19 protein-coding genes are annotated in these 25981 nt (G+C 42.2%); 6 read left to right on the plus strand and 13 right to left on the minus strand.

Annotated elements, in window-relative coordinates; all coding sequences use genetic code 11:
* The first annotated feature begins 157 nt into the window (after positions 1 to 157).
* A complete protein-coding gene (locus HMPREF9145_RS01680; RefSeq protein WP_021824788.1) occupies positions 158 to 2005 on the plus strand; it encodes a 2-oxoacid:acceptor oxidoreductase subunit alpha in 1848 nt (615 codons plus the stop codon).
* 9 nt (positions 2006 to 2014) lie between these two features.
* Positions 2015 to 3019, plus strand: a complete 1005-nt coding sequence (locus HMPREF9145_RS01685) for a 2-oxoacid:ferredoxin oxidoreductase subunit beta (protein ID WP_036906287.1) — start codon at positions 2015 to 2017, stop codon at positions 3017 to 3019.
* Between the two features lie 920 nt (positions 3020 to 3939).
* On the opposite strand, the gene tsaE is transcribed toward HMPREF9145_RS01685, so the two are convergent.
* The 6 genes from tsaE to HMPREF9145_RS01715 all read right to left on the minus strand — a co-directional run bounded on the left by tsaE (position 3940) and on the right by HMPREF9145_RS01715 (position 11412).
* Complete coding sequence (gene tsaE / locus HMPREF9145_RS01690; protein WP_007134456.1) at positions 3940 to 4350, minus strand: tRNA (adenosine(37)-N6)-threonylcarbamoyltransferase complex ATPase subunit type 1 TsaE; 411 nt, start codon at positions 4348 to 4350, stop codon at positions 3940 to 3942.
* A 68-nt stretch (positions 4351 to 4418) separates the two neighbouring features.
* Entirely contained in the window at positions 4419 to 5978 is a 1560-nt protein-coding gene (porX, locus tag HMPREF9145_RS01695) for a T9SS response regulator signal transducer PorX (protein ID WP_021824635.1), read from the minus strand.
* A gap of 2 nt (positions 5979 to 5980) precedes the next feature.
* On the minus strand, positions 5981 to 9004 hold the full coding sequence (gene porW, locus HMPREF9145_RS01700) for a type IX secretion system periplasmic lipoprotein PorW/SprE (RefSeq protein WP_021824732.1): 3024 nt from the start codon (positions 9002 to 9004) through the stop codon (positions 5981 to 5983).
* A complete protein-coding gene (locus HMPREF9145_RS01705; protein WP_021824642.1) occupies positions 9001 to 9798 on the minus strand; it encodes a metal ABC transporter permease in 798 nt (265 codons plus the stop codon). The genes porW and HMPREF9145_RS01705 overlap by 4 nt, the downstream gene beginning before the upstream one ends.
* Entirely contained in the window at positions 9791 to 10177 is a 387-nt protein-coding gene (locus HMPREF9145_RS01710) for a hypothetical protein (RefSeq protein ID WP_021824804.1), read from the minus strand. Before HMPREF9145_RS01710 ends, HMPREF9145_RS01705 begins: the two co-directional genes overlap by 8 nt.
* Positions 10174 to 11412 carry a 3-phosphoshikimate 1-carboxyvinyltransferase gene (locus HMPREF9145_RS01715; protein ID WP_021824577.1) on the minus strand — a complete coding sequence of 413 codons (1239 nt, stop codon included), beginning with the start codon at positions 11410 to 11412 and terminating at the stop codon, positions 10174 to 10176. Before HMPREF9145_RS01715 ends, HMPREF9145_RS01710 begins: the two co-directional genes overlap by 4 nt.
* A 130-nt stretch (positions 11413 to 11542) precedes the next feature.
* Between HMPREF9145_RS01715 and HMPREF9145_RS01720 the strand changes: the two genes are divergently transcribed.
* From HMPREF9145_RS01720 to HMPREF9145_RS01730, 3 genes are all read left to right on the plus strand, one after another.
* Entirely contained in the window at positions 11543 to 12163 is a 621-nt protein-coding gene (locus HMPREF9145_RS01720; protein ID WP_021824513.1) for a deoxynucleoside kinase, read from the plus strand.
* A 21-nt stretch (positions 12164 to 12184) separates the two neighbouring features.
* Positions 12185 to 12805, plus strand: a complete 621-nt coding sequence (locus HMPREF9145_RS01725; protein WP_021824729.1) for a deoxynucleoside kinase — start codon at positions 12185 to 12187, stop codon at positions 12803 to 12805.
* A 729-nt stretch (positions 12806 to 13534) separates the two neighbouring features.
* The gene (locus HMPREF9145_RS01730) at positions 13535 to 14206 is read left to right on the plus strand and encodes a hypothetical protein (protein WP_021824624.1); all 672 of its coding nucleotides are present in this window, start codon (positions 13535 to 13537) and stop codon (positions 14204 to 14206) included.
* Positions 14207 to 14436: 230 nt separating this feature from the next.
* Here HMPREF9145_RS01730 and HMPREF9145_RS01735 read toward each other — a convergent pair whose 3' ends face one another.
* From HMPREF9145_RS01735 to HMPREF9145_RS01760, 6 genes are all read right to left on the minus strand, one after another.
* Complete coding sequence (locus tag HMPREF9145_RS01735) at positions 14437 to 15447, minus strand: class II fructose-bisphosphate aldolase (RefSeq protein ID WP_021824649.1); 1011 nt, start codon at positions 15445 to 15447, stop codon at positions 14437 to 14439.
* 218 nt (positions 15448 to 15665) lie between these two features.
* Entirely contained in the window at positions 15666 to 16865 is a 1200-nt protein-coding gene (locus HMPREF9145_RS01740) for an MFS transporter (RefSeq protein WP_021824805.1), read from the minus strand.
* Between the two features lie 562 nt (positions 16866 to 17427).
* Entirely contained in the window at positions 17428 to 17907 is a 480-nt protein-coding gene (locus HMPREF9145_RS01745) for a porin family protein (protein ID WP_021824586.1), read from the minus strand.
* 28 nt (positions 17908 to 17935) lie between these two features.
* Entirely contained in the window at positions 17936 to 18394 is a 459-nt protein-coding gene (locus tag HMPREF9145_RS01750; protein WP_036906206.1) for a hypothetical protein, read from the minus strand.
* A gap of 240 nt (positions 18395 to 18634) precedes the next feature.
* Entirely contained in the window at positions 18635 to 23050 is a 4416-nt protein-coding gene (locus tag HMPREF9145_RS01755; RefSeq protein ID WP_036906208.1) for a pectinesterase family protein, read from the minus strand.
* Between the two features lie 949 nt (positions 23051 to 23999).
* On the minus strand, positions 24000 to 24170 hold the full coding sequence (locus HMPREF9145_RS01760) for a DUF362 domain-containing protein (RefSeq protein WP_021824739.1): 171 nt from the start codon (positions 24168 to 24170) through the stop codon (positions 24000 to 24002).
* 189 nt (positions 24171 to 24359) lie between these two features.
* On the opposite strand from HMPREF9145_RS01760, the gene porT reads away from it, so the two are divergent.
* Entirely contained in the window at positions 24360 to 25109 is a 750-nt protein-coding gene (gene porT / locus HMPREF9145_RS01765; protein WP_021824621.1) for a type IX secretion/gliding motility protein PorT/SprT, read from the plus strand.
* Here porT and HMPREF9145_RS01770 read toward each other — a convergent pair.
* A complete protein-coding gene (locus HMPREF9145_RS01770) occupies positions 25090 to 25968 on the minus strand; it encodes a bifunctional metallophosphatase/5'-nucleotidase (protein WP_021824516.1) in 879 nt (292 codons plus the stop codon). The two genes, porT and HMPREF9145_RS01770, sit on opposite strands and share 20 nt — an antisense overlap.
* Positions 25969 to 25981: the final 13 nt, after the last annotated feature.

A 25981-nucleotide genomic window follows, 5' to 3' on the forward strand; every position in this document is an offset into this window, starting at 1 on the left:
TTAAAGGCATTCCATCCTGCACTTTGCATCCTATAAGATGCAATACTTCTATAAAAGGCAAGATGAACGCAAAGAAAATATTTTCCATTTTCTTGCATTTTTTCTTGCTTTTCTAATTTAATTACCATATATTTGATGCGACATTATCTATTAACCCATGAAAGGACTCGAAATAAAAGAACTCAAACAAGTAGTCATTCGCTTTTCAGGTGACTCGGGAGATGGCATGCAACTTGCCGGAAACATATTCTCCTTAGTGTCAGCTACGGCTGGAAACAGTATCTCAACTCTTCAAGATTATCCTGCAGATATACGCGCTCCACAAGGCTCTTTGACTGGAGTTAGTGGGTATCAAGTAAGGGTTGGAGACGATGAAGTGCTTACTCCTGGCGACCAATGTGACGTATTAGTGGCTATGAATGCGGCTGCTTTGAAGACGCAAATCCAGTATGCTTCGCCCTCAGCTACTATCATTTTGAACATTGATTCGTTTAGAGAAGACGACCTACGTAAAGCCGAATTCCAAACGAATAACTATCTAAAGGAACTCGGTATTAACCCTGATCACGTCGTAGCTTGCCCCATAACATCGATGGTAAAGGCTTGTTTGAAGGGCGAAAATGTTGATCCCAAGACGGTGTTGAAATGCAGAAATATGTTTGCTTTGGGCATCGTTTGCTGGTTATTCAACCGAAGTCGCACGAAAGTTGTAGAGTATATTGCGCATAAATTCAAAGATAAGCCACATATTGCAGAGTGTAACATCCGTGTACTTCATGCTGGATACGACTACGGACACAATACACATGCGTCGGTTCCTGCCACATATCGCATTGAGTCTATCCACAAAAAGCCCGGCCGATACATGGATATCACGGGCAATAAAGCCATGGCTTATGGGCTCATTGCAGCCGCAGAGAAAGCTAAAATGCAACTCTTTCTTGGCAGTTATCCCATTACTCCCGCCACAGATATCCTTATTGAATTGTCCAAACACAAGTCACTTGGCATCGTAACCATGCAGTGTGAGGATGAGTTAGCAGCCTGCTCGACGGCTATAGGAGCTTCTTTTGCAGGCTCACTAAGCGTTACTTCCACCTCAGGTCCAGGCATTTGTCTTAAATCAGAGGCTATGAACTTGGCGGTAATGGACGAACTTCCGCTCGTTGTTATTGATGTTACACGCGGTGGACCGTCTACAGGCTTGCCGACAAAGACCGAACAAAGTGACCTGCTTCAAGTGTTGTTTGGTCGCAACGGGGATAGTCCCATGCCCGTGATAGCCCCAATTTCGCCCACCGATTGCTTCCAATCAGCTTATAATGCCTGTCAGATGGCTGTCGAACACATGACACCTGTCGTCGTGTTAAGTGATGCTTACATCGCAAATGGTTCGGGAGCGTGGCGTCTTCCGAATGTAAACGACTTGCCAGAGATACATCCTCACCTTGTCAAACCAGACACTTCAGAGGCCTATACCCCTTATTTGCGCGACCCAAAAACGCTTGTTCGCTATTGGGCTACACCCGGAATGGAAGGCTATGAGCATGTTATTGGCGGATTGGAAAAGGATAGTGACACCGGAGTTATATCGAATAAAGCCGAAAACCACCATCTCATGACGAAGTTAAGAGCCGAGAAAGTGGCGCGCATCCCTGTGCCTGAACTCAAGGTTTTGGGTGATAAAGACGATGCAGACCTATTGATTGTGGGCTTCGGGGGTACGTTTGGACATCTCTATACGGCTATGGAGGAGCTGCGAAAGAAAGGAAAGAAGGTCGCACTTGCCCACTTCCGATACATCAATCCGCTACCCAAGAACACGGCAACTGTACTTAAAGCCTATCCAAAAGTGGTTGTTGCAGAACAAAATGCAGGTCAGTTTGCAGGCTATTTACGCATGAAAATCGACAACTTCTGCCCAAGACAATACAATGAAGTGAAAGGACAACCTTTCATGGTTGACACACTTTCCAAAGCTTTTCAACAGATTATAGACGAATAAATGAATCCCATGGAATACAAAATAAATGATTTTAAGAAAGGAAAGCCACGTTGGTGTCCTGGTTGCGGAGACCATTTCTTCTTGGCTTCAATGCATAAAGCAATGGTCGAATTGGGCATACCACCCCATGAAACCGCTGTTATCTCGGGCATAGGTTGTAGTGGTCGTCTCTCTTACTACGTCAATACATACGCTATGCAGACAATACATGGGCGGGCAGCTGCCATAGCTACGGGCGTGAAAGTAGCCAATCCGCAACTCACAGTGTGGCAAATCTCGGGCGATGGTGACGGACTTGCCATCGGCGGTAACCACTTTATACACGCGCTAAGACGTAATATTGACATCAATATCGTATTACTTAACAACCGAATCTATGGCTTAACAAAAGGTCAGTACTCTCCAACCTCACCGCGAGGCTTTGTTTCTAAGTCGAGTCCCTACGGCACTGTAGAAGACCCTTTCCGTCCAGCTGAACTGTCTTTTGGTGCTCGTGGTCGCTTCTTTGCACGCACAGTAGCCAACGATGGCACACATACTGTCGAAATGCTCAAGGCAACTCAGCGCCATAAAGGGGCCTCGGTGTGCGAAGTTTTGCAGAATTGTATGATCTTTAACAACGGCGCTTACGCCCCCATCTATACGCGTGAAGGTCGTAGTGAGCATGCCATCTATTTGGAACATGGCAAACCTATGCGCTTCGGTAAAGACAAAGAGTTTGGTCTTATGCAAGAAGGCTTCGGATTGAAAGTAGTGAAAATCGGTGAAAATGGCGTCAAAGAAGAAGATATTCTCATTCATGATGCCCATTGTGAAGACAATACTTTGCAGCTGAAACTTGCCATGATGGACAATGAACACGGCTTTCCCGTAGCCTTGGGTGTTATCCGTGATGTCGAAGCGCCTACCTATGAGTCGTGCATTTACAGCCAGATTGATGAGGTAAAAGGCCGAAAGAAATATCATAATTTCACGGAGTTACTCGAAACAAACGACACGTGGACCATTGAATAACGAATGATGTTGCGTGATAAATTCGCGCAACATCACACACAATTCAGCTGCCCAGCACGCTCCGTTATCCTAAAAAGACACTTTCGCATGACATGCCTTTCATTGCTATGTCAATGTTTTCGGCAGACAAAAGCCGTGAGACATACCGGGCAACTGATATTATTTTTATCGTAACAACACAGCTTTGCCATTATTAATGAAAGTAAAGTGGCTTATCATCCTTAAGAATCCAACTTCTTAAGGCATGGTATTTGTGGCACAACCCCTTTGCTTTCAGAAGATGTTTCTTAGTGGAAAAGATGCATAAATAAGGTGTTTGCAAATGGTTTTAATAAGGAAAAGTCTAACTTTTTGCATCCTAAATGCTCAAGATGAATCACACTTCTTTTTATGCTTTGAATGTAACGAATTATCATTACAAATGCTTTCTAAAAACGAGCTTATTTGAAACGAAGTTCAAACTGATAGCAATAATGCGCAGTTTTTGGGCAGTTTGAAAATCATTGACTATCAAAACCTTACGCGCTTAGTACCGAAATATGTTGTGAAATAGCATAAAAATATCGTGTAATCTGTATGAAATAAGGCCATAATATGCTTCATTTCATAAGACGAAAAGCCTGACTTTATCGTGTAATCTGCATGAGATTACATTGCAATCTCTTGGTTTTCATGCAACAATCATCTTAAAAACATGAAAAACAAGCGTTCAAAGGGCGTTCAAATTTCTATTTGGTCGTATCCTGAAATGTTAAAAAATGGCGAATAAACTTTACAAGAACAGGATTCCATAGCCTGTATTTCTAAGTTAAAAATGCCGTAGCTTGTGTTATAAGACGAGAGGACACGGGATGCAAACAAGAAAGATTTGCATCCCATGTCCACTCATATCATGGCGTTTGACACGCGATAATAGTGCCTCACCACACTACCTTTCGGCTGCCATCAGCCTCTTCTGTAATCGTGACTTTAGTCACATCTTCGGGCAATATCTCTTCAATAAGCTCGGGCCATTCAAGGAAACAGAGGCTACCTCCATAGAAATAATCTTCATATCCCATGTCATACACCTCGTCAAGTTTCTTGATTCGGTAGAAGTCGAAATGATAAATGGGACTGCCATCTGCCGCAGTATACTCGTTGACAAGAGCGAAAGTAGGCGATGTAATCACATCGGTTACTCCCAATTCTTCGCAGATTGCTTTGATGAAAGTAGTCTTTCCTGCGCCCATCTTGCCATAGAACGCGAAGACTTTACCCGTTCCCATACCATCCAAAAAGGCTTTAGCGGCCTCACGGATGTTGTCTAATGATTTGATTTTTATTTCCATATTGTTTACTTTTTAATCTCCTTTTGTCATGCCAAGGCATGCAGAGAAGATTCTCATGAATTTGATTTCTAAATATTTTCTGTTGCCTTTCCCCGCATCACGCCTATCGGAATAAGCATCTCTTCCATTGAAACGCCACCATGTTGGAACGTGTCTTTATAGTATGACACATAATAGTTGTAGTTGTTGGGATAGGCAAAGAACGTATCGCCAAGGGCGAAAACATACGATGTTGAGAGGTTGGGCGCAGGCAGATGTGCCTCGTGTGGTCTGCTGATTTCAAACACCTGACGCGATTCATAGTTAAGATTCTTGCCCAACTTATAGCGTAAATTCGTGTTCGTATTGCGGTCTCCAACAATCTTTATCGGCCGATTGGCGCGAATACTCCCATGGTCTGTGGTGACAATCACACGGCAATTGGTGCGGCTGAGCAGGCGAAACAGCTCGGCAATTCCCGAATATCGCAACCAACTTTGTGTGATACTGCGGTATGCGCACTCATTGTTTGCCAACTCACGCACCATGCGTGACTCGGTGCGCGCATGTGAAAGCATGTCAATAAAGTTAACGACTAACACGTTGAAATCATTGTGTTGAAGTTCTGAAAAGTGGCTCAACAGCTGATCAATCGACTGAGATTCGCTAATCTTATGATAGCTAAAGCGATGTTTTCTGCGGTAACGCGCAAGCAAACCCGCTATCAATGCCTCTTCATGTAGATTCTTTCCATCGGCCTCTTCCTCATCTACCCAAAGGTCAGGGAAAAGCCGTTGAATCTCGTCGGGCATCAAGCCGCTGAATAAACTGTTGCGCGCATATTGGGTAACGGTAGGCAAAATACTCATGTAAAGCTGTTCTTCGATGTTGTAACTCTCGGCAAGTTCGGCAGCCAATACACGCCATTGGTCATACCGAAAGTTATCAATCACAAGCAAAAATACCTTTTCTTGCTTATCCAAGAGCGGGAAAACCACACGCTTAAAGACCTCCTTGCTCATCAAAGGACGGTCTTCTTCTCCACTCATCCAAGCTAAGTAATGCTGTTTAATGTACTTGGCAAAGCCATGGTTAGCGTCAGCCTTTTGTGTCTGTAGCACCTCTGTCATGTGGTTTTCGGCTGTACTTAGCTCTAATTCCCACTTCACTAATCTCCGATAAACGGCCATCCAATCGCTCCAATTCTTGCAATCTGCAATTTGAAGTGTAATCTTTTGAAAGTCCTGTTGATAGCCGCTTTGCGTCACTTCGTTAATAATGTCGCGATGATGAATATTCTTTTTCAGCGCAATTAGAATCTGATTAGGGTTTACAGGCTTTATTAAATAGTCGGCAATCTTACGCCCAATAGCTTGATTCATGATATCTTCTTCCTCGCTCTTTGTTACCATTACCACAGGCGTTTCAGGCAGAATGTCTTTTATTCTCTGTAGCGTTTCGATGCCAGTAAGGCCTGGCATCATCTCATCGAGCAAGATAAGGTCAAACGATTCCTTACGACAAAGCTCAATAGCATCAACACCATTGCTCATCGTTACTACGTGATAACCTTTCTTTTCGAGAAAGATGATGTGACCTTTCAATAGATCTATCTCGTCATCTACCCACAATAATTTTCCATTACTCATAGTTAGAATCCATCTAAATCATAATATTCATCGTCTAAGTCAAGCGGTTTAACCGGCTTAACTGGTGTCGCCGGCTTCTTCACCGGTGTTGGTTTATGTGGCTTTTCGGGCTTGGTGGGCTGCTTTTGAGGCTGACCTTGTCCAGCATTTTGCCCCTTTACAGCAGGCGTTATCACCGTGTCAATGGGATAAACATCCTTGTCCTGCTGAATGATTCGATCGAGTTCGCGGTCTATTTCCTCGGCAGTTTGCGGCTTTTCGGGCGCCTTTATTGTCGATGGAACAGGCTCCGTTAGCAGCTGAAGCGTACTGATTCGCAGTGGCGCGAAATGCTTTTGATAGAACAAACTATAGTCATCGTAGCTGTATTGTCGGCCCAAGAGTTCCATGTTTTGTTCGCTAATGATAAATGGTCGCGCCCTTTTCGTGAGCTGCATGATGCTTTGTTGGCGATGTAACTGACGTGCATATTGCAATGCTTCATCATAGTTTTGGAACCCTTTCACCATTATTCTGTGCATGCCCTGTGCGTCTTCAATCTGTATATCGAAGTTTCTGACAAGGTAACTCGTAAAGTTATACTTTGCCAAAGCAAAGAGAAGTTGATGTTCATTGACGGAATCGGGATGGTAAACCAACATGTAAACAAAGCCCACATTGCGTTCAGTGTTGAACTTAACCGACTGAATCGAGTCGCTATCGTTGAGCACTTCACTGCGTCGTTTCCATACATTTGTCATGTCAAACTTAGCCCCATGCAAGGTCTTTCCAGCCTTTACACCATTGATTATCATGCCCGCCATCTCGCCAAGTCGGCTTTCTGGATGCGTGGATAGTAGCGTATTGAGGTCTTGCAAGCATCCTTTTGCATCGCCATCATTAAGCTTGCTCAGCGCCGAAAGGAACAAAAATTTATCGCGATTGGCTCCCTTGGGGAAACGTTTTGCCGACAATTGGGCGTTGGCTAATACCTCATGGTAGCGTGATTCGTTAAAAGCGGTGTAGGAAGCTGCATAGAGTGAGTCTTCGATATGCTTTCCAAAACGCGCATTTTCCTGATAATAGGGGTCGTTAAGCAAGGCTGTCCATTGGCTTTTTGGACATTCTCGGCGCAGGCGAGTGAGGTATTCTTCGGCATGTGTAAAGTCATTTCGCCTTGCATAAAGCAAGTAAAGATGATAGAAAGCCTCGTCAATGTGCGCAAAGTTTGGATAGTGTTGGATGAGTCGAAGCAATGCTTTCTCACTGAGATTAAGGTTATCTAACTGATCCTTAAAGATGATTCCACTGTGAAAAAGCCCATCAGCGAGCACCTTGTTACTGGCAGCTAACTGAGCAGAAGTCAACGGAATCTGGCGCAGATAGTATTCTCTTTGGTGAGGATCTGACGCTGGGTCGTTCACTTTTTGTGGCGTTTCATTTCGCTGTTCGAGGCTATCCGCAGTATCATTTGTTGGTAACGCGACGACCGTTTTATTGATTCTTTGCCAATTATCAATGTTATCTCGCTTGCCCCAACGCCTTTGAAACATCTCCTTTCCACGTGCAACGGTCATGGGATTATAGAAATACCACGTGGCTTGTTGATTGTTGTTATCTGCCGAAGTCGGCGTGTTGAAAGTTGCATTTGTAGGATTTTGTGCCGTCATCTCACCTGCATTAGCGATAGATGAAACGTCATTTTGTGCCTTTTTCTCCTTGTGTTTAAGGGCTAAAATCACGCGGTCAATGGCTACATTTCGGTCATATTCCGACATCTTGGCAAGCAGTTGAAGAGAGTCTTGCAGTTCAACGGCATCGGTATAAGGTACAAGTTGTTCGAGCACTTGTTGTCTTTCGGCCAATTGTTGATAGTCTTTCCGGTCCTTATCCAATAGTCCTATGGCCACATCATAACATCGTTTTGCATCGCCAAACTTATTCCGTTGCCAGTAGAGGTCACCGAGTTTAAGCAGTAAAACACCTTTTTCTATGCCGTTACGTGTACTGAGTTCACTGCCTTTTTCATAGGCTCCAATGGCATGAAGTGTGTCATTTTGTGACAAGAAGAGATTGCCAATGGCGTAATAAACCTGGTCTAAATATTCCTTGTTATTGTCAGATGACGCCATGTGTCGAAGCTTAGCAATCAATTGTTTGGGCTTTCCGTCGACCACTTCTGTCATAGCTATGCGTGCATTAAAAGCCAAATCATAAGGTGGATTGAGTCTAACCACATGCTGAAATGCCTTATAAGCTTCTGCCTTTTGACCTGTTTCGTTGAACAATTGTCCTAAAAGAAACCACTCACGTGCCTTTTGTATGCGTCTCATCTCATGGCTAATGACGCGTTGAAGATAGGGAATTGCCTTATGATAGTCCCCGATATGAATAAAATAATCAGCGTAAGTATAGTCCCATTCCTTTTTAGCCGTCCAATAAATAGAATCTCGTTGCATGTTACGTAGCACGTCTTCAGCTTCATATTGCCATCCCGCTTCGATGTAACTCTTAGCTAACCATGCCTGCGCTCGTTGGTAAATAGCAGGTTGAGTGGCGTAAAGTCGGCTCATATATGCAAAGGTTGATATTGCATCTTCAAACTTTCCTTCATGGAATTGGGCTCTACCCATGAGCAACCAGACCTTCCACATGAACGGATTATACTCCTTTCGGTTGAGCCATTCAATATCTTCGGCAGTCTTCTTTCGGTCTTTATCCCACACGGGATGACGTCTAATGCTGTGCAGTTTGATTGCTTTCTCACACTTTTCTATTGCTTTTTCAAAGCCAGCTTGCCCCAAACCACGACTTGTTTTGTTGCCAATTGTGTACAAAGGAAGCATCTCTGTGAAGTTATCTTTGTTGCTTTTCTCACGCTCTAATGCCCCATCTATGTAAGCCATTGAACCGTTATAATAAACATTATAGCGTGTATTGAAAGCCTGCCACCACCTGGTTCGCGCCGTGTTTTGCGGCGTTGAACAACAACAAAGCATCGTAACAACGAGACAAAGGATAATGGAATATGGTGCGAAATGCTTCACTTTCTCAACAACAACTTTGCAATGGCGTAGACAATGATACTGAAAAAGATGATGGATGCACCCGAAGGAACATTCAACCAATAGCTCATGGCAAGACCAAATAAACAATCTGCCCACCCAATAACAATCGAAAGGAACATCATTCGCTTATAGTTCAGCGTGAAAAGATTGGCAGTCATCTGTGGAATTGTAAGCAAACTGAGGGCTAAGACGATACCCACCATGCGCAAAGTAGATACTATCGTCAACGCAATTAATGCCATCATGCCGTATTCTATCCATCGAACGGGCAGCCCTTGTGACTCTGCAAACGTGCGATCGAAAGCCACACTGAGCACTTCTCTGTAGAAGAAGATCATGCAAAGGATAACAATTACCGAGAGCACACCAAGCAAATAAAGGTCTAATGTGCCTATTGTCAGGATGCTTCCAAACAGGAACGACGGCAAATCGGGCATGAAACCAGGAGATAAAAAGCAACAAATGATGCCCACACTCATACCGAAAGTCCAGAACATTGCAATAGCGGAGTCCTCGCGAACAGCACCTTTTCGTGACATCCATTCAACCCCAAAGGCACTCAATACGGCAAAAATCATGGCCGAAAGGATGGGATTAATGCCCATCAGTACACCCAAACCAATGCCTCCAAACGATGCATGTGTGATGCCACCACTAATGAATACCAAGCGACGGGTTACGATATAAGTGCCTACTATGCCACAAACAACACTGGCAAGTAAGGCGCCAAGCAACGCATTTTGAAAGAAACTATAATGTAAAATGTCAATCATTTACTAATGCAATAAAGTCATCTTTAATCTGATTTGGCATGTTTATGCCACGTAAAATGAGGCTTCTGTTCCAGCCCTTTACCTCATCTGGGCGCATCGTTAGCATCACTTCTGCAAACGCTTCGACCTCTTCGTCAGTGTAATCTTCCGACAAACGACCTCGGAAACGGTCAAGTTCTTCATCGTCATAATATTCAATTTCCTTGGTGGCGGCCTCCATCATACACTCTTGTTCGCACTGATCGTTCTCACCTGTACACGTAGAACACGAGTCGTTTAAGATGAGAGGAGCATCTTCTTCGCCCTTCTTTCGACCCAAAAATGAACCTAATGCCGTGATGAGGCCTAAGAAAACAAGTGCAAAAACCAAATATATCATAACGTGAAACCTGCTGTTTGAAGATCTTTCCAGTAATCGGGATACGACTTACTCACTACTTCTGGGTTGTTAATCTGCAAGCCTTGGCGTTTCAAAGCCACTGGAGCGAAGGCCAAAGCCATGCGATGATCCTCATAGGTTTCAATGGGTTCATCGGATGGTTGGCATCGTTCGCCATCCCAAAGTAGTTCATCATCGCCCACACTTTGAAGCACAAAGCCCAACTTTCTCAACTCCGTTTTCAAGGCTTCTATGCGATCTGTTTCCTTAATTCGTAGGGTAGAGAGGCCTTTAAAGTGGAACTTTATGTTCATATTCACACAAGTTACCACCACAGTTTGTGCCAAATCAGGCGACCCAGTGAAGTCATATTCTAAACGAGGCAATAGACATTTGTGCCGATGTAGCGTCACGATATTGGGCACACCGGGTGCAGTGGTCTCAAAACTTGTCTTTATTCCCAAGAGCGAAAAGATGTATTTAACGACTGAATCGCCCTGTTTCGAACCATCCATCAGGCCTTCCAATCTCACAACGGCCTCTGAATCATCCGCTAATGCCATGATTTCATACCAATAACTGCTGGCTGTCCAATCGCTTTCAATATAATAATCGCGTGCTGAATAGGCTTTGGCAGCGACACGGATAGTGTCAACATCCGTCCAATCGGCTATTGCTCCGAAGTCTCTCATCATGCATAACGTGAGGTCAATATAAGGCCGGGAGATAATTTCATCAGTCAGTTTGAGTTCTAATCCCTTTTCAAGCATCGGACCAATCAATAGTAATGCCGAGATAAACTGCGAGCTAACATTACCCGGAATCTCAATGAATCCTCCTGCCAGTGGATGTCCTTTAATACGCAAAGGAGGGTAACCCGCCTCGCCTTCATACTGAATGTCGGCGCCAAGATAGCGCAAAGCATCTACTAAAACGCCTATCGGACGCTGCTTCATGCGGTCAGTTCCCGTGAGCACATGCTCGCCTTCGCGCACTGAAAGATAGGCCGTCAGAAAGCGCATTGCCGTTCCTGCTGCCTTGATATCTATGGTTTCGCTCTTTGTTTTGAGGGCTTCGACAATGACATTTGTATCATCACAGTCACTAAGATGGCGTGGAACAAGGTTGCCATTTGCCAGTGCTTGGATAATCAGGGCACGATTACTGATGCTCTTACTTGGTGGGAGTTGAATCGTCGTATCAATATGTTGAGGACCTGATAGGGTATATATCATATTGTGAAACTTAACAAATTACTTTCTATGCAAATGTACAAACAAAAACCGGATGACCCTACTTTTGATACAGCTTTATTCGTTTTAACGGATAAAAAACAGTAATTTTGCAGCCAAAACAATAATAATCGTGCATATAGCTATCGCTGGAAACATTGGAAGCGGAAAGACTACACTCACCGAAATGCTTGCCAAACACTATGGATGGGAGCCTAAATACGAGGCAGTAGACTACAATCCGTATCTCGAAGACTATTATAAAGACATCCCAAGATGGTCATTTAACATGGAGGTTTTCTTCTTAAAAGAACGCTTCAAAGACTTGCTTCAGCTCACGCGTTGTAGCAAACAACAAACCATAGTGCAAGATCGCACCATCTATGAAGGCGTATATGTCTTCACAAAAAACAACTACAAGATGGGCAATATGACTGAAAGAGACTTCCATACTTACATGGAACTCTTTGACTCAATGACGCATATCCTGCACTATCCTGACTTGATGATCTACTTAAAATCAGGCGTTTCACACTTGGTAAAGAATATCCAAAGCCGCGCGCGTGACTACGAACAGCAAATGCCTTTGGCTTATCTTGAGAGCTTGAATGAACTATATGACGACTTCATCTATAACAAATATAAAGGTAAAGTGCTTGTTGTTGATGTGAATAATATCGACTATTTACACAGTAAAAAGGACTTTTCGAGCATCATAGATAAGATAGATGCCAACCTGTTTGGACTTTTCTAACCCCAGAATTATATTCAGATTATGCATATAGCAATTGCAGGAAACATCGGAAGTGGCAAGACTACCCTCACCAAAATGCTTGCCAAGAGATTTCATTGGACGCCTCGTTTCGAACCCGTTGATAACAATCCGTATCTCGATGACTTTTATGCTGACATGGCAAGATGGTCATTTAATCTCCAAATCTATTTCTTAAATAAACGTTTTAAGGAGGTAGTTGAGATATCAAAGAGTGCAGATACCATCATACAAGACCGCACTATATTTGAAGATGCGTGTATCTTTGCGCCGAATTTACATAGTATGGGCATGATGAGTGATCGTGACTTTACGAACTATTCTGACTTGTTTGAGCTCATGATTTCACTCGTAAAGTTACCCGATCTCATGATATATATCCGTTCAAGTATACCGACTTTGGTTAACCATATCGGTAAACGTGGGCGCGAATTTGAAAAGAGTATCCGCATCGATTACCTCTCTGGACTGAACGATCGCTATGAAAACTGGATTAAAGACTATAAAGGTCATCTCATCATTGTTGATGGAGATCACACTGATTTCGAGAATAATCCTCAGGATTTTCAAAGGATTACCGACCAGATTGATGCCGAACTCTATGGTCTTTTCCCTATAAAGTAAACGCTGTTTATAACATATCAAGACTAAGGCACTTTGTTTTCATGAGCAAAGTGCCTTTCTCTTTGAGTTCAACAAATGTTGGAAAACGACAAAATATTTGGCCTTCGGGATGATAATATGCTGGAATAAACAAAGCGAAATGATATAAAGTTTTAGCTGAAACTCTTGTTCTTGTCTTCATTTTAGTCAAGAAGTAGAGACTTATATCGTAAAGATTAATGATAGTTTTTTAACACTTCGTGGGGTGATGAAATAGAGCGTAAATCATAGAAAAATAGGGTTTAATCAACGAAGGCTATAAGAAGATGGGGTGTTTTGCGCCATTCGATTCTCTAATTCGGCACAAACGGCGCACACAAATGCTTCATTTCATGCGATGAAATGGTAGAGATGAGGGCATGATTCCATAGAGATTACACGTTGTTTTTATGTGATATCATCATAAATTTTAAGGCCTTTTTCGTAATTGATTGATTGTAAGGAGTTTGTAAAATGCAAGAAAATAGCATGCTGTTGGATAGTTGTGCTAAATGCTTTCATATTGTAAGGTTTTGTTGTTTCAGTTGTAAATTACTTTCAAGACGTTTAACTCATCTTTCGTTTACTATCTTGATGACTTCTCATGAGACAGACTTGATTCAACAAAATGAAAAAAAAGATAAGAAAATATGCTTGATTCTGGATTTTTTCTTTATCTTTGGGGCAAACTAATTAAATAGAAACGATAACATGAAAAAAGGACTTCTAACTTTACTTCTGACTTGTTTTGCATTGACAATACAGGCACAACATTTCAAACATGAATTGAGATGGAGTATCGGATTCGGTGATGAACCGCACTTAAAGAGCGTGAGAAATGACTATATTAGATTGTTTAAGCTTGAAGACGACGCTTCTTTGTTCTCGACACTCAGCAACATTAACTGTTCATTAAATATGGAATATTTCTATCATTTGAATGAGAAATGGGCAGTAGGTGCAGGACTTAGTTATACAGAAGCAGTGGCACAAGGAGCACATGTGCCATTAGAAAAGCAAGTGAATAATGACCCTTTTAGCTTCGTTTACCTTGGACTCATCTATTCAATCATCCCAAATGATGAATTGAAATTATCGAGTAAGGCCTTTACTTTCATGCCTTCAGTGCGCTATTCTTGGTTAGACAACGGGCACTTTGCACTTTATTCAAGAGGAGGTTTGGGGCTAAGTGCTTATCATCTGTCGTCAAATAGCAGCAGTTTCCCTAACATTAAAGAAAATAAAATGAGGGTGGCTTATCAGCTTTCTCCTGTGGGAATAGAGATTGGTTCGAATCATTTGAGATTCACTTCTGAAATTGGTTACGGCCTGCAAGGTATTTTTAATTTCGGTCTTGTGTGGCATTTTGGCAAACAACTATAATATGGTTGTTCAGCAAAATGATGCAAATCGGCTCTCAATAGTAGGCTAATGAATTAGAGAGCCCTTTCTGTTTGCGCAGCCAAATAAATAGATATATACCTTCAAATATATCGATATATACCCTCAAAAGTATTGATATACACCCCAAAAGATATTGATATACGAAAAAAGGTGGGCACTATGAAGTGCTCACCTTTATTATTTTATTCGACCTTTTAGTCGTAGTTTGCTTACAATTGAGCAAGTTTGTTCTCAGAACCAAGCACGTCTGTGATCTTCTCTTTATACATTTCGATCATATAATTGCGTGCAACCTTACCATATTGACGTGGATCAAAGTAGTCAGGATGGTTTGCAAGAGTCTCTCTTACGCCTGCAGTGTAAGCCAAACGAGAGTCAGAATCGATGTTAATCTTACATACAGCACTCTTAGCAGCCCTACGTAATTGTTCCTCAGGTATACCCACTGCATCAGGTAATTTGCCTCCATACTGGTTGATAATATCAACATATTTCTGTGGAACTGAAGACGAACCATGAAGTACAATAGGGAATCCTGGAAGCTTCTTCTCTATCTCTGCGAGAACATCGAAAGCCAAAGGAGGAGGTACTAAGCGGCCAGTCTTCGGGTCACGAGTACACTGTTCTGGCTTAAACTTATATGCACCATGAGATGTACCGATTGAAATGGCGAGACTATCGCAGCCTGAACGCTGTGAGAACTCAATCACTTCTTCTGGTCGAGTGTAGTGAGATTCCTCTGAAGCAACTTCATCTTCTACACCAGCAAGTACACCTAACTCAGCTTCTACAGTCACATCGAACTGATGAGCGTAATCAACGCACTTCTTAGTCAACTCAATATTCTCTTCAAAAGGTTTTGAAGAAGCATCTATCATGACTGAAGAGAAGCCCATATCTACGCAATCTTTCACGAGCTCGAAGCTGTCTCCGTGGTCCAAGTGAAGTGCAATCTCAGGATGAGCACAGCCAAGTTCCTTTGCAAAAGCTACTGCTCCTTCTGCCATATAACGTAGTAATGTCGGGTTAGCATAATTGCGGGCACCCTTTGAAACCTGTAAGATTACCGGTGATTTCAATTCAGATGACGCCGTAATAATAGCCTGAAGCTGCTCTAAATTGTTGAAGTTAAATGCAGGAATTGCATAGCCGCCATTCACTGCTCTCTTAAACATCTCGCGTGTATTAACGAGACCTAATTCTTTAAAACTAACTGCCATAATCTGTAATATTATGTTTATAAATAGATCACTAAATGAATGTTATCTCTTCATCTATTTCTGATTGCAAATTTAACATAATCTTTTGATGACGCAAAATGTTGGTTCTCTTTTTTCAATTCGAAGCAGGTTAAAAAGTTTAATTTTGCGTTAAATTAAGCGATAAGGCGTCAGTTGCAACATGGATATAGCAATGTTACCTCCTATCTTCTGTTGGATTACAATCTCTTTCGCATCAATTCAGAAGCATAGAGCAATACAACGAAGAAGCCAAAGAAAGGAATCAAGAAAGGAATTACAAGGTTTGCATTGTCTGCAATGATGCCCATGAGCAAGAAACCACAGCCTCCAATCGGTGTCATCATTAGCAAAGAAGCTGCACTTTTCTTTAGATTTCCCAGACCATTAAGGCCCAATGAGAAGATGGTTGGAAACATAATAGCCTCAAAAAGATAGTTTATGATGATGGCAACCATAGAGAATCGCCCAATGTTTAATAGCACAACAACCATACTTATGACGCTCGCTACTGCACAAACAAACAGCATTATTTCTGCTCGAATGCGTCGCATGAGCCAGCTACCCACAAATCTTCCCACCATAAAGAAGCCCAAAGCGACGGTCAAAACGATGCTTGCTGTGTTGTCATCTAACCATCCTTGACCCGTAACAAAGTTAATAAAGTAGCTGTTGATTGATATCTCTGCCACCTCATAAGCTAACAAAGCAAAGAGTCCAAAGACAAACATCGGGTGATGACGGAATAGTTTCATGATGCGAGTTCCTTTGATTTTGTCTTCTTCAGTCTCTGCATGTTTGATCTCAGGCAAGTTAATTCGTGAGAAGATTAAAGCGATAACCAACACCAATATGCCTAAAATCGTATAGGGAACAGCCACGTGATTGTCTTCAAAATGACCGCTAAAAAAGAACTGACCAACAACAAATGTTGCGAAGAGACAACCCAAACCATTAAACGATTGCGAAAAGTTTAGCCGACTTGTTGCCGTCTCTTTCTCGCCAAGTTCGGTCACATAAGGATTTGCTGAGGTTTCAAGAAACACTAAACCACAGCCTATAATAAACAGCGCTCCAAGGAAAGCATAAAACGTTCCGACTGCTGCACAGGGGATAAATAACAGAGAACCTATGCCAAAAAGCAACAAACCAAGCACTACACCAAGTCGATAGCCATGACGATTAATAAACCATCCCGCAGGAATTGCCGTCAAAAAATAACCTAAATAGGTAGTCACCTGAATCAAAGATGACTGGGTTATGCTGATATCTAAAGCGTTTTGAAAATGCTTATTGAGTACATCGAGGATAGCTCTTGCAAAGCCCCACAAGAAAAAGAGTGAGGTTACGATGATAAAAGGCATTAAAAACTGCCGGTTTGTAAGATTGTTTCTTTTCATGATGTTGCTGAACTCGCTGTGCTGTTTGCATCTGCACAGCCGCTCATTAGCTAATAAATATTATCGTTTTCAAATGATTTCTTCTACCATTTCAGCCTTCAAGATACTATATCTTATGCGGCTTTGCACTATCATCGGGCATGGTAAATGCGCACTTTTCCGCCTATTTCTCTTCCTTGTAGGCACATATTCGGCGACCTCACCCCTTAAATTGTATGTTAGTATCACTTAATTAAACGTTGGTTTTGCAAGATTATTGCAGCCCATCACTACTTTTCCTTTTCTCATTTTGATAAAGAATATAAAATAAAACCATACAACACAGCCCGTGATTTGCGTCATTTTACCGCATCATTTGCCTCATTTCATCGTGTAATTTGCCTCTAATTACGCAACGATTCGCGTCATATCATTTTATCATTCATTTGAGGATATGAAAAAAGGAAGGCCATTTTCGGGTCTTCCTTTTATGTTATTATGCTTTGTTTTGCGTCAACCTTGCTTGCCGTTTGAGTTTATGCGGCTTGCATATAACTTTGTTTTGACTTTCAAAAAGCAGGGGTTAGAAAGCATAAGAGAGTCCAACACTCAGTACACCTCGGTCAATGTCAGAGACAATCTTATAGACTGTTTCGGCATGAAGATGTAGTTTTGGTGTGATGTTAAACTGAACTCCGCCGCCAAGATTCAAGCCAACACGACTTTCACTGGTGCTAATTCCTATACCATCAAAGTCAGCTCCCACGATGGTTAAACCGCCAGTAGGATATACTTTGAAGCGATGAGTGATAGGAAACAAGTATTGTAAGTTCATGTTTACATCCCAAGCTCTGATATTATTGTCGCCTTCGGGATAGTAGTTGGCTTCAAATTCGGGTCTGAAATGACCGTCAATGTTATATCGTGCGACTGCACCAAATCCCAAATGAGGGTCTTCTGTGGCACAATTCAACTTTATTCCAAGCTCAAAAGTCTTTGCTTGAGCGAATGCTCCAACACTCGTCATCAAGCACATGAGGGTGAATAATAGTTTCTTTATCATGATTTTATCTTATGATATTATAGGAAAATTAGTATCTATCGTTAAGCAATTTGAACACATAACGATGGAGGTTTCCGTCGTTTCCTTTGATTTCAAGTGCTAACTCCTTTTTGTTTAAGGTGTAAGGACCTTCATAATCTTGCTTGCCTATACGCATATATAGCTTGCCTTTTGATAGGTGATAGTGGCCCGTTGCTATCTTTTGAAGATCCTTTCCCATTTTAAAAGCGGAGATTTTTTCTATTCCTGTGAAGGTGATATAGTCCACTGTACCGTTCTCATTGAATTGATAAATGAAATACTCTGGCTCAAAACCTTCGTAGCTTCGAGCTCTTCCCCAGTTTGAACCATTCATAACGGCGTCGCTACTAATGCCCCATGTGCCGGCAATTGAATCCTCGTCGTCTTTACTACTGCAACTCATCAGTGTGTTGAAAGCAGCAAGTGCCAACACGACTACAAACATTTTTAGAATTAGTTTTTTCATTTTTATAACTCTTTTTATTTGAAATAATAGTGAATTCTCTTAAAAGTTGTGATGTCATCAATAACATCTTATGATGCAAAATTAAGAATTTTTGTTCGATAAATATAAGCATTTATTGTTAAAAAGCCTTATGGTCATCAAATAAGGAATATAAAATTACGCTGCAGATGCTTTGATGAGACTAATTCATCTGGGCTTTTTCTGCAGCGTAGGTGCTTTGTTAACTAAAATAAATCTATACTATTTGACGATTCTTTTCATTGTTTTTGTTGTGCCGTCTGAAAAGGTTTGCATGGTGAGCACAAGGCCTTTTGTGTCTTGTTGGCATGCCGTTCCGTCGGGACGAAAGTACTTTGTGCGAATGATTGCTTTGTCAGAAGTTTGCAATTTGTGTATTCCTGCAACAGAAGATGTAGCAGATGGTTCGCTGAATCCTCCCTTTACATTGGCTGAACGCACGCTGTATATAGCATTACTTACGACATTGTTCAGTGTGATTTGATGCGCTTGGGTGATTGTTATCAGTTCATCATTTTTGAAAACTGCATAACATTGTCCCGGTTGTACAGGCGAATTGTCAGTCCAAGAGAGGATGTTTCCATTGAGTTTCACGTTTGGTGAGGTTGCTTGTGCAGCCAACTCAGCTGGTCGCCAGTTGGGAAATACGTTGTCAAGTGAGAACAAACTGACTGAATCTTCACGCATTGTGGTGTTGTAAGTGTAGTTCCCTGTGGCATGCGTAAACGTAACAATGTTTGTTGTTGGCGTCAAAAGGTTGCCATCTTTGTCTTTCGAGCCATACTCCTTAAACTGATATGCTGCGACGTTCATACCTCCAACAGTGAATCGTTTGACGCTCTTTCCGTCTTCAACAGGTGGCTCTGACATCGTTGTTTCAATCCAAGCAAGCTTTGATTTGCCTCCCCAGCTGCGACCAAGTGAGTAACCTCCCGGGTTAAGATTAGTGATTTTACAGTCTTTCATCACGTAACCAAAGCGGTTGTTTTCAGTCGGATAAGGAGCTGCAATGACATCCATTCCGCCATTGTTCAAGCTTCGTAGTTCGTTCACGAAATTCACTTTATGGAAGAAAACGTCTCCACTTCCGCAGAGATAGTCCACAGTTCCGTGGATGTTTCCATCCTCAAAGTAGTATTGTCCCAGTCCATTGCTGTAGTAAGTATCTTGGAATGAGCGCAAGTTTACACGTTTACAAATGGTGTGATTACCTTTATCTTGCAAGGCAACGGCACGTCCGGCAGCTCCACATTTGTAGTAATCGAGCGCGTTTTCTAACGTCAAATCTTGCAGATAAGTGTTATCTCCTGTGATGAGAAGTGTTGCAGTTGTGGCAATGCCTTCATTGCTTTCATGCGGATGATTGCGTATGATGGTGTGCTCAGCAGAGGCTCCAATGAGTGAGATATTATTGCCATTGATGGGTGTAAGCACTGTTTCGCCCAAATCATATACACCATTTGGAATAAAGATCTTTGTCAGTTGGTCTCCTGATTTGACGTTTGCAATGAGCAAAGTATTTAGTAAATGAGTCGCATCTCCAGGCTTAACAACATAGTATCCAGCCTCATTTTGCACGATAGGATCAGCCTGCATATTCGCTATAATGACTTCATGCAGATAGGCATTCTGGTCAAAACAGAGGTGAAGAACATCGGGATTACCTTTATATTCATAGCTGATGATGGCACCATCTGTATTGGCTTTTGCCGGAAGCGAAGCCAATTGGCGACCTTTACTATCCTTAATGATGATGTTTCCTGACGAATATGTGCAACCTTTTAGTAGCAGATAAGCATTTCCTCCGACAAGAAGTTCAACGTCATCTGACTTGCCAAACAGCCAGCCATGTTGTGGATCATGGAACCGAGCAGGGCCTTTGCTGTTGAAAGCTTCATGATCTTGGTCGTAGAAACAACTGTCAGTGAGTTCAAAAGTGTAACGTTTCGTGGCGCTCTTTATTTCTTTTTCGGTTGCAACTGCATAGAGATTGCGATTTGAAGTGATGTTATCTGAGGTCACAAACTTGCGGTTGTGAGGACCTGAAGCAGCTGCAAACCATCCGCGAAAGACCTTTCCTTCGCCCACGATAACCTTTGAAGCATTGAAGGCAAAGGCTGTAATTGGCGCATCTTTTTCTACCTTTTGCGTTCCAATCACCGTCCCATCTGTATTATAATAGGTAAGGGTGAGGTCGGCTTTCCGTACAAAATAGATTACGTAGTCTGTGCTTTTTCCTGCCAAAGCGACTTTAATCGTGGCACAAGTACCCTCGCTTGTAGCCGTATATTTGACGTCTTCTATCGTGCCATTCTCGGCAATAAGGTCGGTCAAAGGATTGTCTTTAGAAATCATTTCTTGGCTTTTCGGCAGTTCAATCGTTGCTTTCAACGTGCCGTCTGCCTGCTCTTTACAGCATGTTTCGGCTGAATAGGTCTTGCCATTTGCCTTGAATGAGCTTAGTAAAGGCTTTGAACTCTGGTCTACTTTGCCATAGATTGACAGCTCAAAGAGATAGGCGTTTTGATTTGAAGTGAGGTTTGTGAAGCGCAAACGGCAGTTTGTTTTGTTCACCTCTACATCCACATCAGCTCCCGAAGTGGGGTCCGCCACACTGTTACTTAACGTTACCCAATCGGCATCTCCGGTGCCTTTTGCCTCGAGTTTCCAGCCTCGTTTGCTCCCCGTTGCACCGTGTTTAAAGTGTACTTTCGTGATGTTTTTTAATACAGAAGTAGTCACTTGGGCAGCCGAAGTCTTTGAAGCCATGAGATAACCTCCCTGCCATTGCGGAAATTTTGCCTTGTTTTTGTTTGTCGAACACACTTCCGTCTCTGTCAGAGAAAACTGCAATGACTCATGACTATATAGCGTTTGAGCCTCTTTTGTGACTGCTGTTGCCGAAGCTTTCGCATCTTCCCAGTCTGTGAACTTTGTACTATAAAGAGGTTTTTCAACACCCACTGTCGGGTTTTCTGGCGTGATTGGTGAAACGAGTTCAACCGTTTTACCACTATAATAGTCTAATCCTGTTGCATTCTTACATTCAGGATAATATTCGTTTACAGCTGTTTCAGCTTGTTGTTGCTGTTTCTTTACTAAGGGTTCTACCAAGCTATTAGCAAACACTTCGAGGTTTGTGTAGTAGCCTTTTGAATCGAGTGAGTACTTAGAAGCATCGCTGGCATCGTTTGGATTGAGTCCGTTTGCCTTCTCCCATGCGTCAGGTAATCCATCAAAGTCACTGTCATAATCTTGTGATCTCTGCCCTTTTGGGAAGTTGTTTTCCGTGTAACCATCGACATCTTTCACGATATCTATAATGCCCGGTCGATGCGTTTTGCTTCCTTCATACGTAGTCGTTCCTGTGCGAGTTTCATGTGCATAGCGCACATCTACATTGTCACGGAAGAGCGAAGCGCCTGCATAGTCGAGCACATTCTCATAGGCTTGTTGTGCCGAATGTGTCGTAATGTCTCCTGTTGGCGCAGGAGTGGTGAGCTTGATAGGGGCATAAGACTTGCCATTTAGCGTTTTGTGCGCCACATTTTCATAGTAGTTTGCACCATCAAGCGTATAAGGTTGTGCGTCGATTTGCTGCACTCCATTATCAAAGGTGACCCCTTTCCAGTCATAATTGGCTGCATTTTTCCCAGCGGCTGCAACGTAGTTGCCTTGGATATAGTATCGACTTGTCATGCCAATCATGTCACCTTGGGTGCTGTTTCCACTATTTCCTACACTGACTTCTGTAACCCTTTGTGTGTTTCTTGTTGCCGGTCCAGCCTTATAATAGTTATTAATGATGTTGATTTGTCCACCACCTGGTCCACCATAACAGCCGTTTCCATCTCCCCAATTGTAGAGAACACAGTTGCGAAAGTCCACATTTTCTGCCGTAACGGTATTGTTCCAATGATACGAATTGAATTGAATATTGTTGCGATATCCGTCCCATTGGTAGCGAGAACCATTGAAACGAGGTGCTCGATTATCGACACTTCCCACGTAGTTATGATGGAAAGAAGCTAACTTTCCGCCCCATATTCCGCCATAACCATGCGCTCCTTTATCATGTCCTGCGTTAGTCAATGCCTCACCAAGCATGCACCATTGCATCGTGAAATTATTGTTATCATAAAACGAGGCCAATTCATCAATACTCCAACTCATTGAGCAATGGTCGATGATGATACTCGTTTGGTGGGCATTCCAGATAGCATCTGCGCCATCATTGACGTCGCGTTCCTGGCCACGTCGAAAGCGAATGAAGCGTATAATGTTATTAGATGACGGCTTAACCGTGTAATATCTAATGGTGATTCCAGGGTAGGGGGCTGTTTGTCCGAGTATGGTTGTGTTCTGACCGATGGTTAGTTCAGAAGCCAAAGCTATGACTCCACCGACATCAAAGACAATCATCTTCTTCCGATTCCCTTGTACTGCTGCGCGAAAAGAACCTGTTCCGCTGTCATCAAGATTGGTAACGTGGATAACTTCTCCGCCTCTTCCGCCCGTGACATAGCGTCCATGACCTTCTGCTCCAGGGAAAGCTGGGGCTTGAGCGAAAAGAGATTGTAACGCAATCATCATGAAGAGACCGAGTAAAATCAGTCTACGAGAATGTTGATGTTTCATTGTTCGTAAGGTAAAATAGATAGTTTTTGTATACAAATGTACTGGTTTATTCTTATATATACTATATGAATAGGTATAAACCTCAATGAAATTCTACGTAAACGTTTACGAGTTTAGGGAATAAAGCCTTAGGTTTTGCGGCATATTTATTGGCATGATAGCTTGTTTGTTGTGCGGATTTATCGTGTAATGCTGTAAAGTTTATTGTGCGAATTTTAACACTTCATGGAGGCTTCAAATAGAAAATAAATCGTCAAAAACCTCTCTTCATAGAGGCATTTTATAGGAATTATGGATTCAAATGAAGTAGTTATTGGTGTAATTTCAGTTAGTTTGTTGTGCAAACCCTATGATTTTGCGAGGTGAGATGAGGGAGTTTGTCTTGCAATTTGAAGCAAATGGAGTCAGAAAATGAAGGAAAGCATTGCTTTTTCGCCCTTGTTTAGCGAAAGGAAAAGCGTGTGAATGCGTAACTGTCTGGTGCATAGTGGATTATGAATGCATTGAAAAACGCGCGTATTTAGACTGAAATGTTGTTGCGTTTTGAATTTCATCGTATTTTGAAAGCAGTTGTAAGATTATTTCGTTTGCATTAACCTATTTCCCGCTGAATAACAAATGAAGTTTTTGTTTTGGGGGAATAAGCTGGCGGAACAAATGATGTTGTGAGGTTAGGGCATGAAGATAATGTCATGGTTAGAGATTAAACGTCTTGTGGTTTGTGATGAAATTGTTTGTTGTTGAATTGTTGTTGGTACATGAAAAAGGGGACTTTTGCCACAAAAAATACTCGTTTGTAGGTATGGATACTCAGGAAGAATGATGAAAATGCTTATACTTTTGCTTATGTTTACATTAAAATCATGCTGATTTTTAACCTAAAACCAAAAGAAAACGGCATATTGCGAGGTTGCAATATGCCGTTTTTCTATGCTGTATTTCTCTCTCCTTATTCAGGAAGACTGATTGCTTCATTAGGACAAACATCAGCACATGTGCCGCATTCTGTGCAAGCATCAGGGTTGATAGCATAGATATCACCTTCAGAAATAGCGCCAACTGGGCACTCATCAATACATGTACCGCATGCAATGCAGTCGTTTCCAATTACGTAAGCCATAAACTTTAATTTATAATTTCATAATGTTTTTGTACCAATTCCAAGCCTTTCAGCTCATGAATCACGATGCAAAGGTATATAATAAATTTCAAAATACCTACTTTTAGGTATTATTTTTTTGTTTTTTTTATACTACTTCTTTTCCTACATGATGCAATATCATCACGTGAAGTGCGTTTTATCAGTAGCATGAAGATAAGAAAATGGAGTTTGATTGCTATGGGTTTAGCCTTTGGAATGGCTGCTATGGCGCAACAACGGACAGTTCAAAATCGCCCGTATACAGATCTTCGACCCTTTCATTTCGGGATTTCCGTCGGCTCACATGTACAAGATTTGGAGTTTGTTAATAGCGGAGAACAGACTGTTGTGGCTGAAAATGGTACATCAACACAACAGATAATATCCACTGATCAGGATCGTTTTGACATGGGTTTTAACGTGGGAGTACTTGGTGAAATGCGTCTTTCGGAGCACTTACAACTACGAGTTGCGCCGACAATGTATTTCGGTTCACGCCATATTGTGTTGCTAAATCATAGTGTGGCAGGCCCAAATCATGAGCCAATATCCTATCGGCAGAACATGAAATCGGTGTATATGGCCCTTCCAGTAGACTTGATTTTTGCTGCACCTCGATTCAATAATCATCGTCCTTACATGATGGTGGGCATGACTCCAGCCTTGAATCTAAGTGGAAAAGATAACGATTATGTAAAGCTTAAGCGTTATGATACGTTTGCAGAAGTAGGACTTGGCTGTGACTTTTACCTGCCGTTTTTCAAGATTCGGCCTGAGTTGAAGTTCATGTATAGCTTGGTTAACAGCCTCGATCAAAAGCATATCGAGCGTATGGAGAATAAAATCATGCTTCCATACGCCCGATCTGTGCGTGATACTCGCTCTAAAATGGTAGTTCTTACTTTTTATTTTGAGTAAGATTGAGCATCAGTTTACCCACGAAAATGGCATTCTTTCCCTCGTGATCTACAGGAACTTCGCGTCCGTCTAAGTCTTTTACATAACGCAATTCCTTAAAGAAGCTGTGAGAATGACCGCCAAGTACGACGTCGATTCCACGCGAACCAGCAATCATCATCTGGTCTCCCATACCTTTATCTTCCCATCCTAAGTGAGAGATACAAATGACAAGGTCGCACTTTTCCTTTCCACGTAGAATCTTTACCATATCATTTGCCACGGTAACGGGATTGAGATATTTGATTGGTCCATAGTTGGCTGTGGCAACAAGTCCTTCAAGTTGAGGGTCGAGAGCAAAGACTCCGATGCGGATTCCCTTGCGTTTCAGCACAATATAAGGCTTTACAAGTCCCTCAAGTGGAGTGCCTCGGAAGTCATAGTTAGAGCAAATGATGGGGAAGTTTGCCTTTTTGAAGAGGCGAACCATATTGTCAATACCAAAGTCAAACTCATGGTTTCCGATGGTACCTGCGTCATAATGCATCCTGTTCATAAGCCCAATCTCAACATCTCCCTTAAATAATGTATAATAAGGTGAGCCTTGTGAGAAGTCACCGCTATCAAATAACAGCAAGTTTGGGTCCTTCTTGCGCTCTTCTTTCAGCATATTGATGCGGCGAATAAAGCCTGCACGTCCTGCAAAGAGCGTGTCGGCAAGATTCTTATTGAGTGGAAGAATGCAGCTGTGGGTGTCACTTGTGTGGAGTATAGTGAGTTGTTTTTGCGCATAAGTTGTTAGTGTTGCACATGCAAACAGCAAGCAACAGAGTGCACGTTTCAAAGCCTTTTGGCGATGATGATATAGATTTCTTTTCATATTCTTGGGTTTA

Origin of the sequence: Segatella salivae F0493 (assembly GCF_000477535.1) — a bacterium.
Classification (GTDB): Bacteria; Bacteroidota; Bacteroidia; order Bacteroidales; family Bacteroidaceae; genus Prevotella; species Prevotella salivae.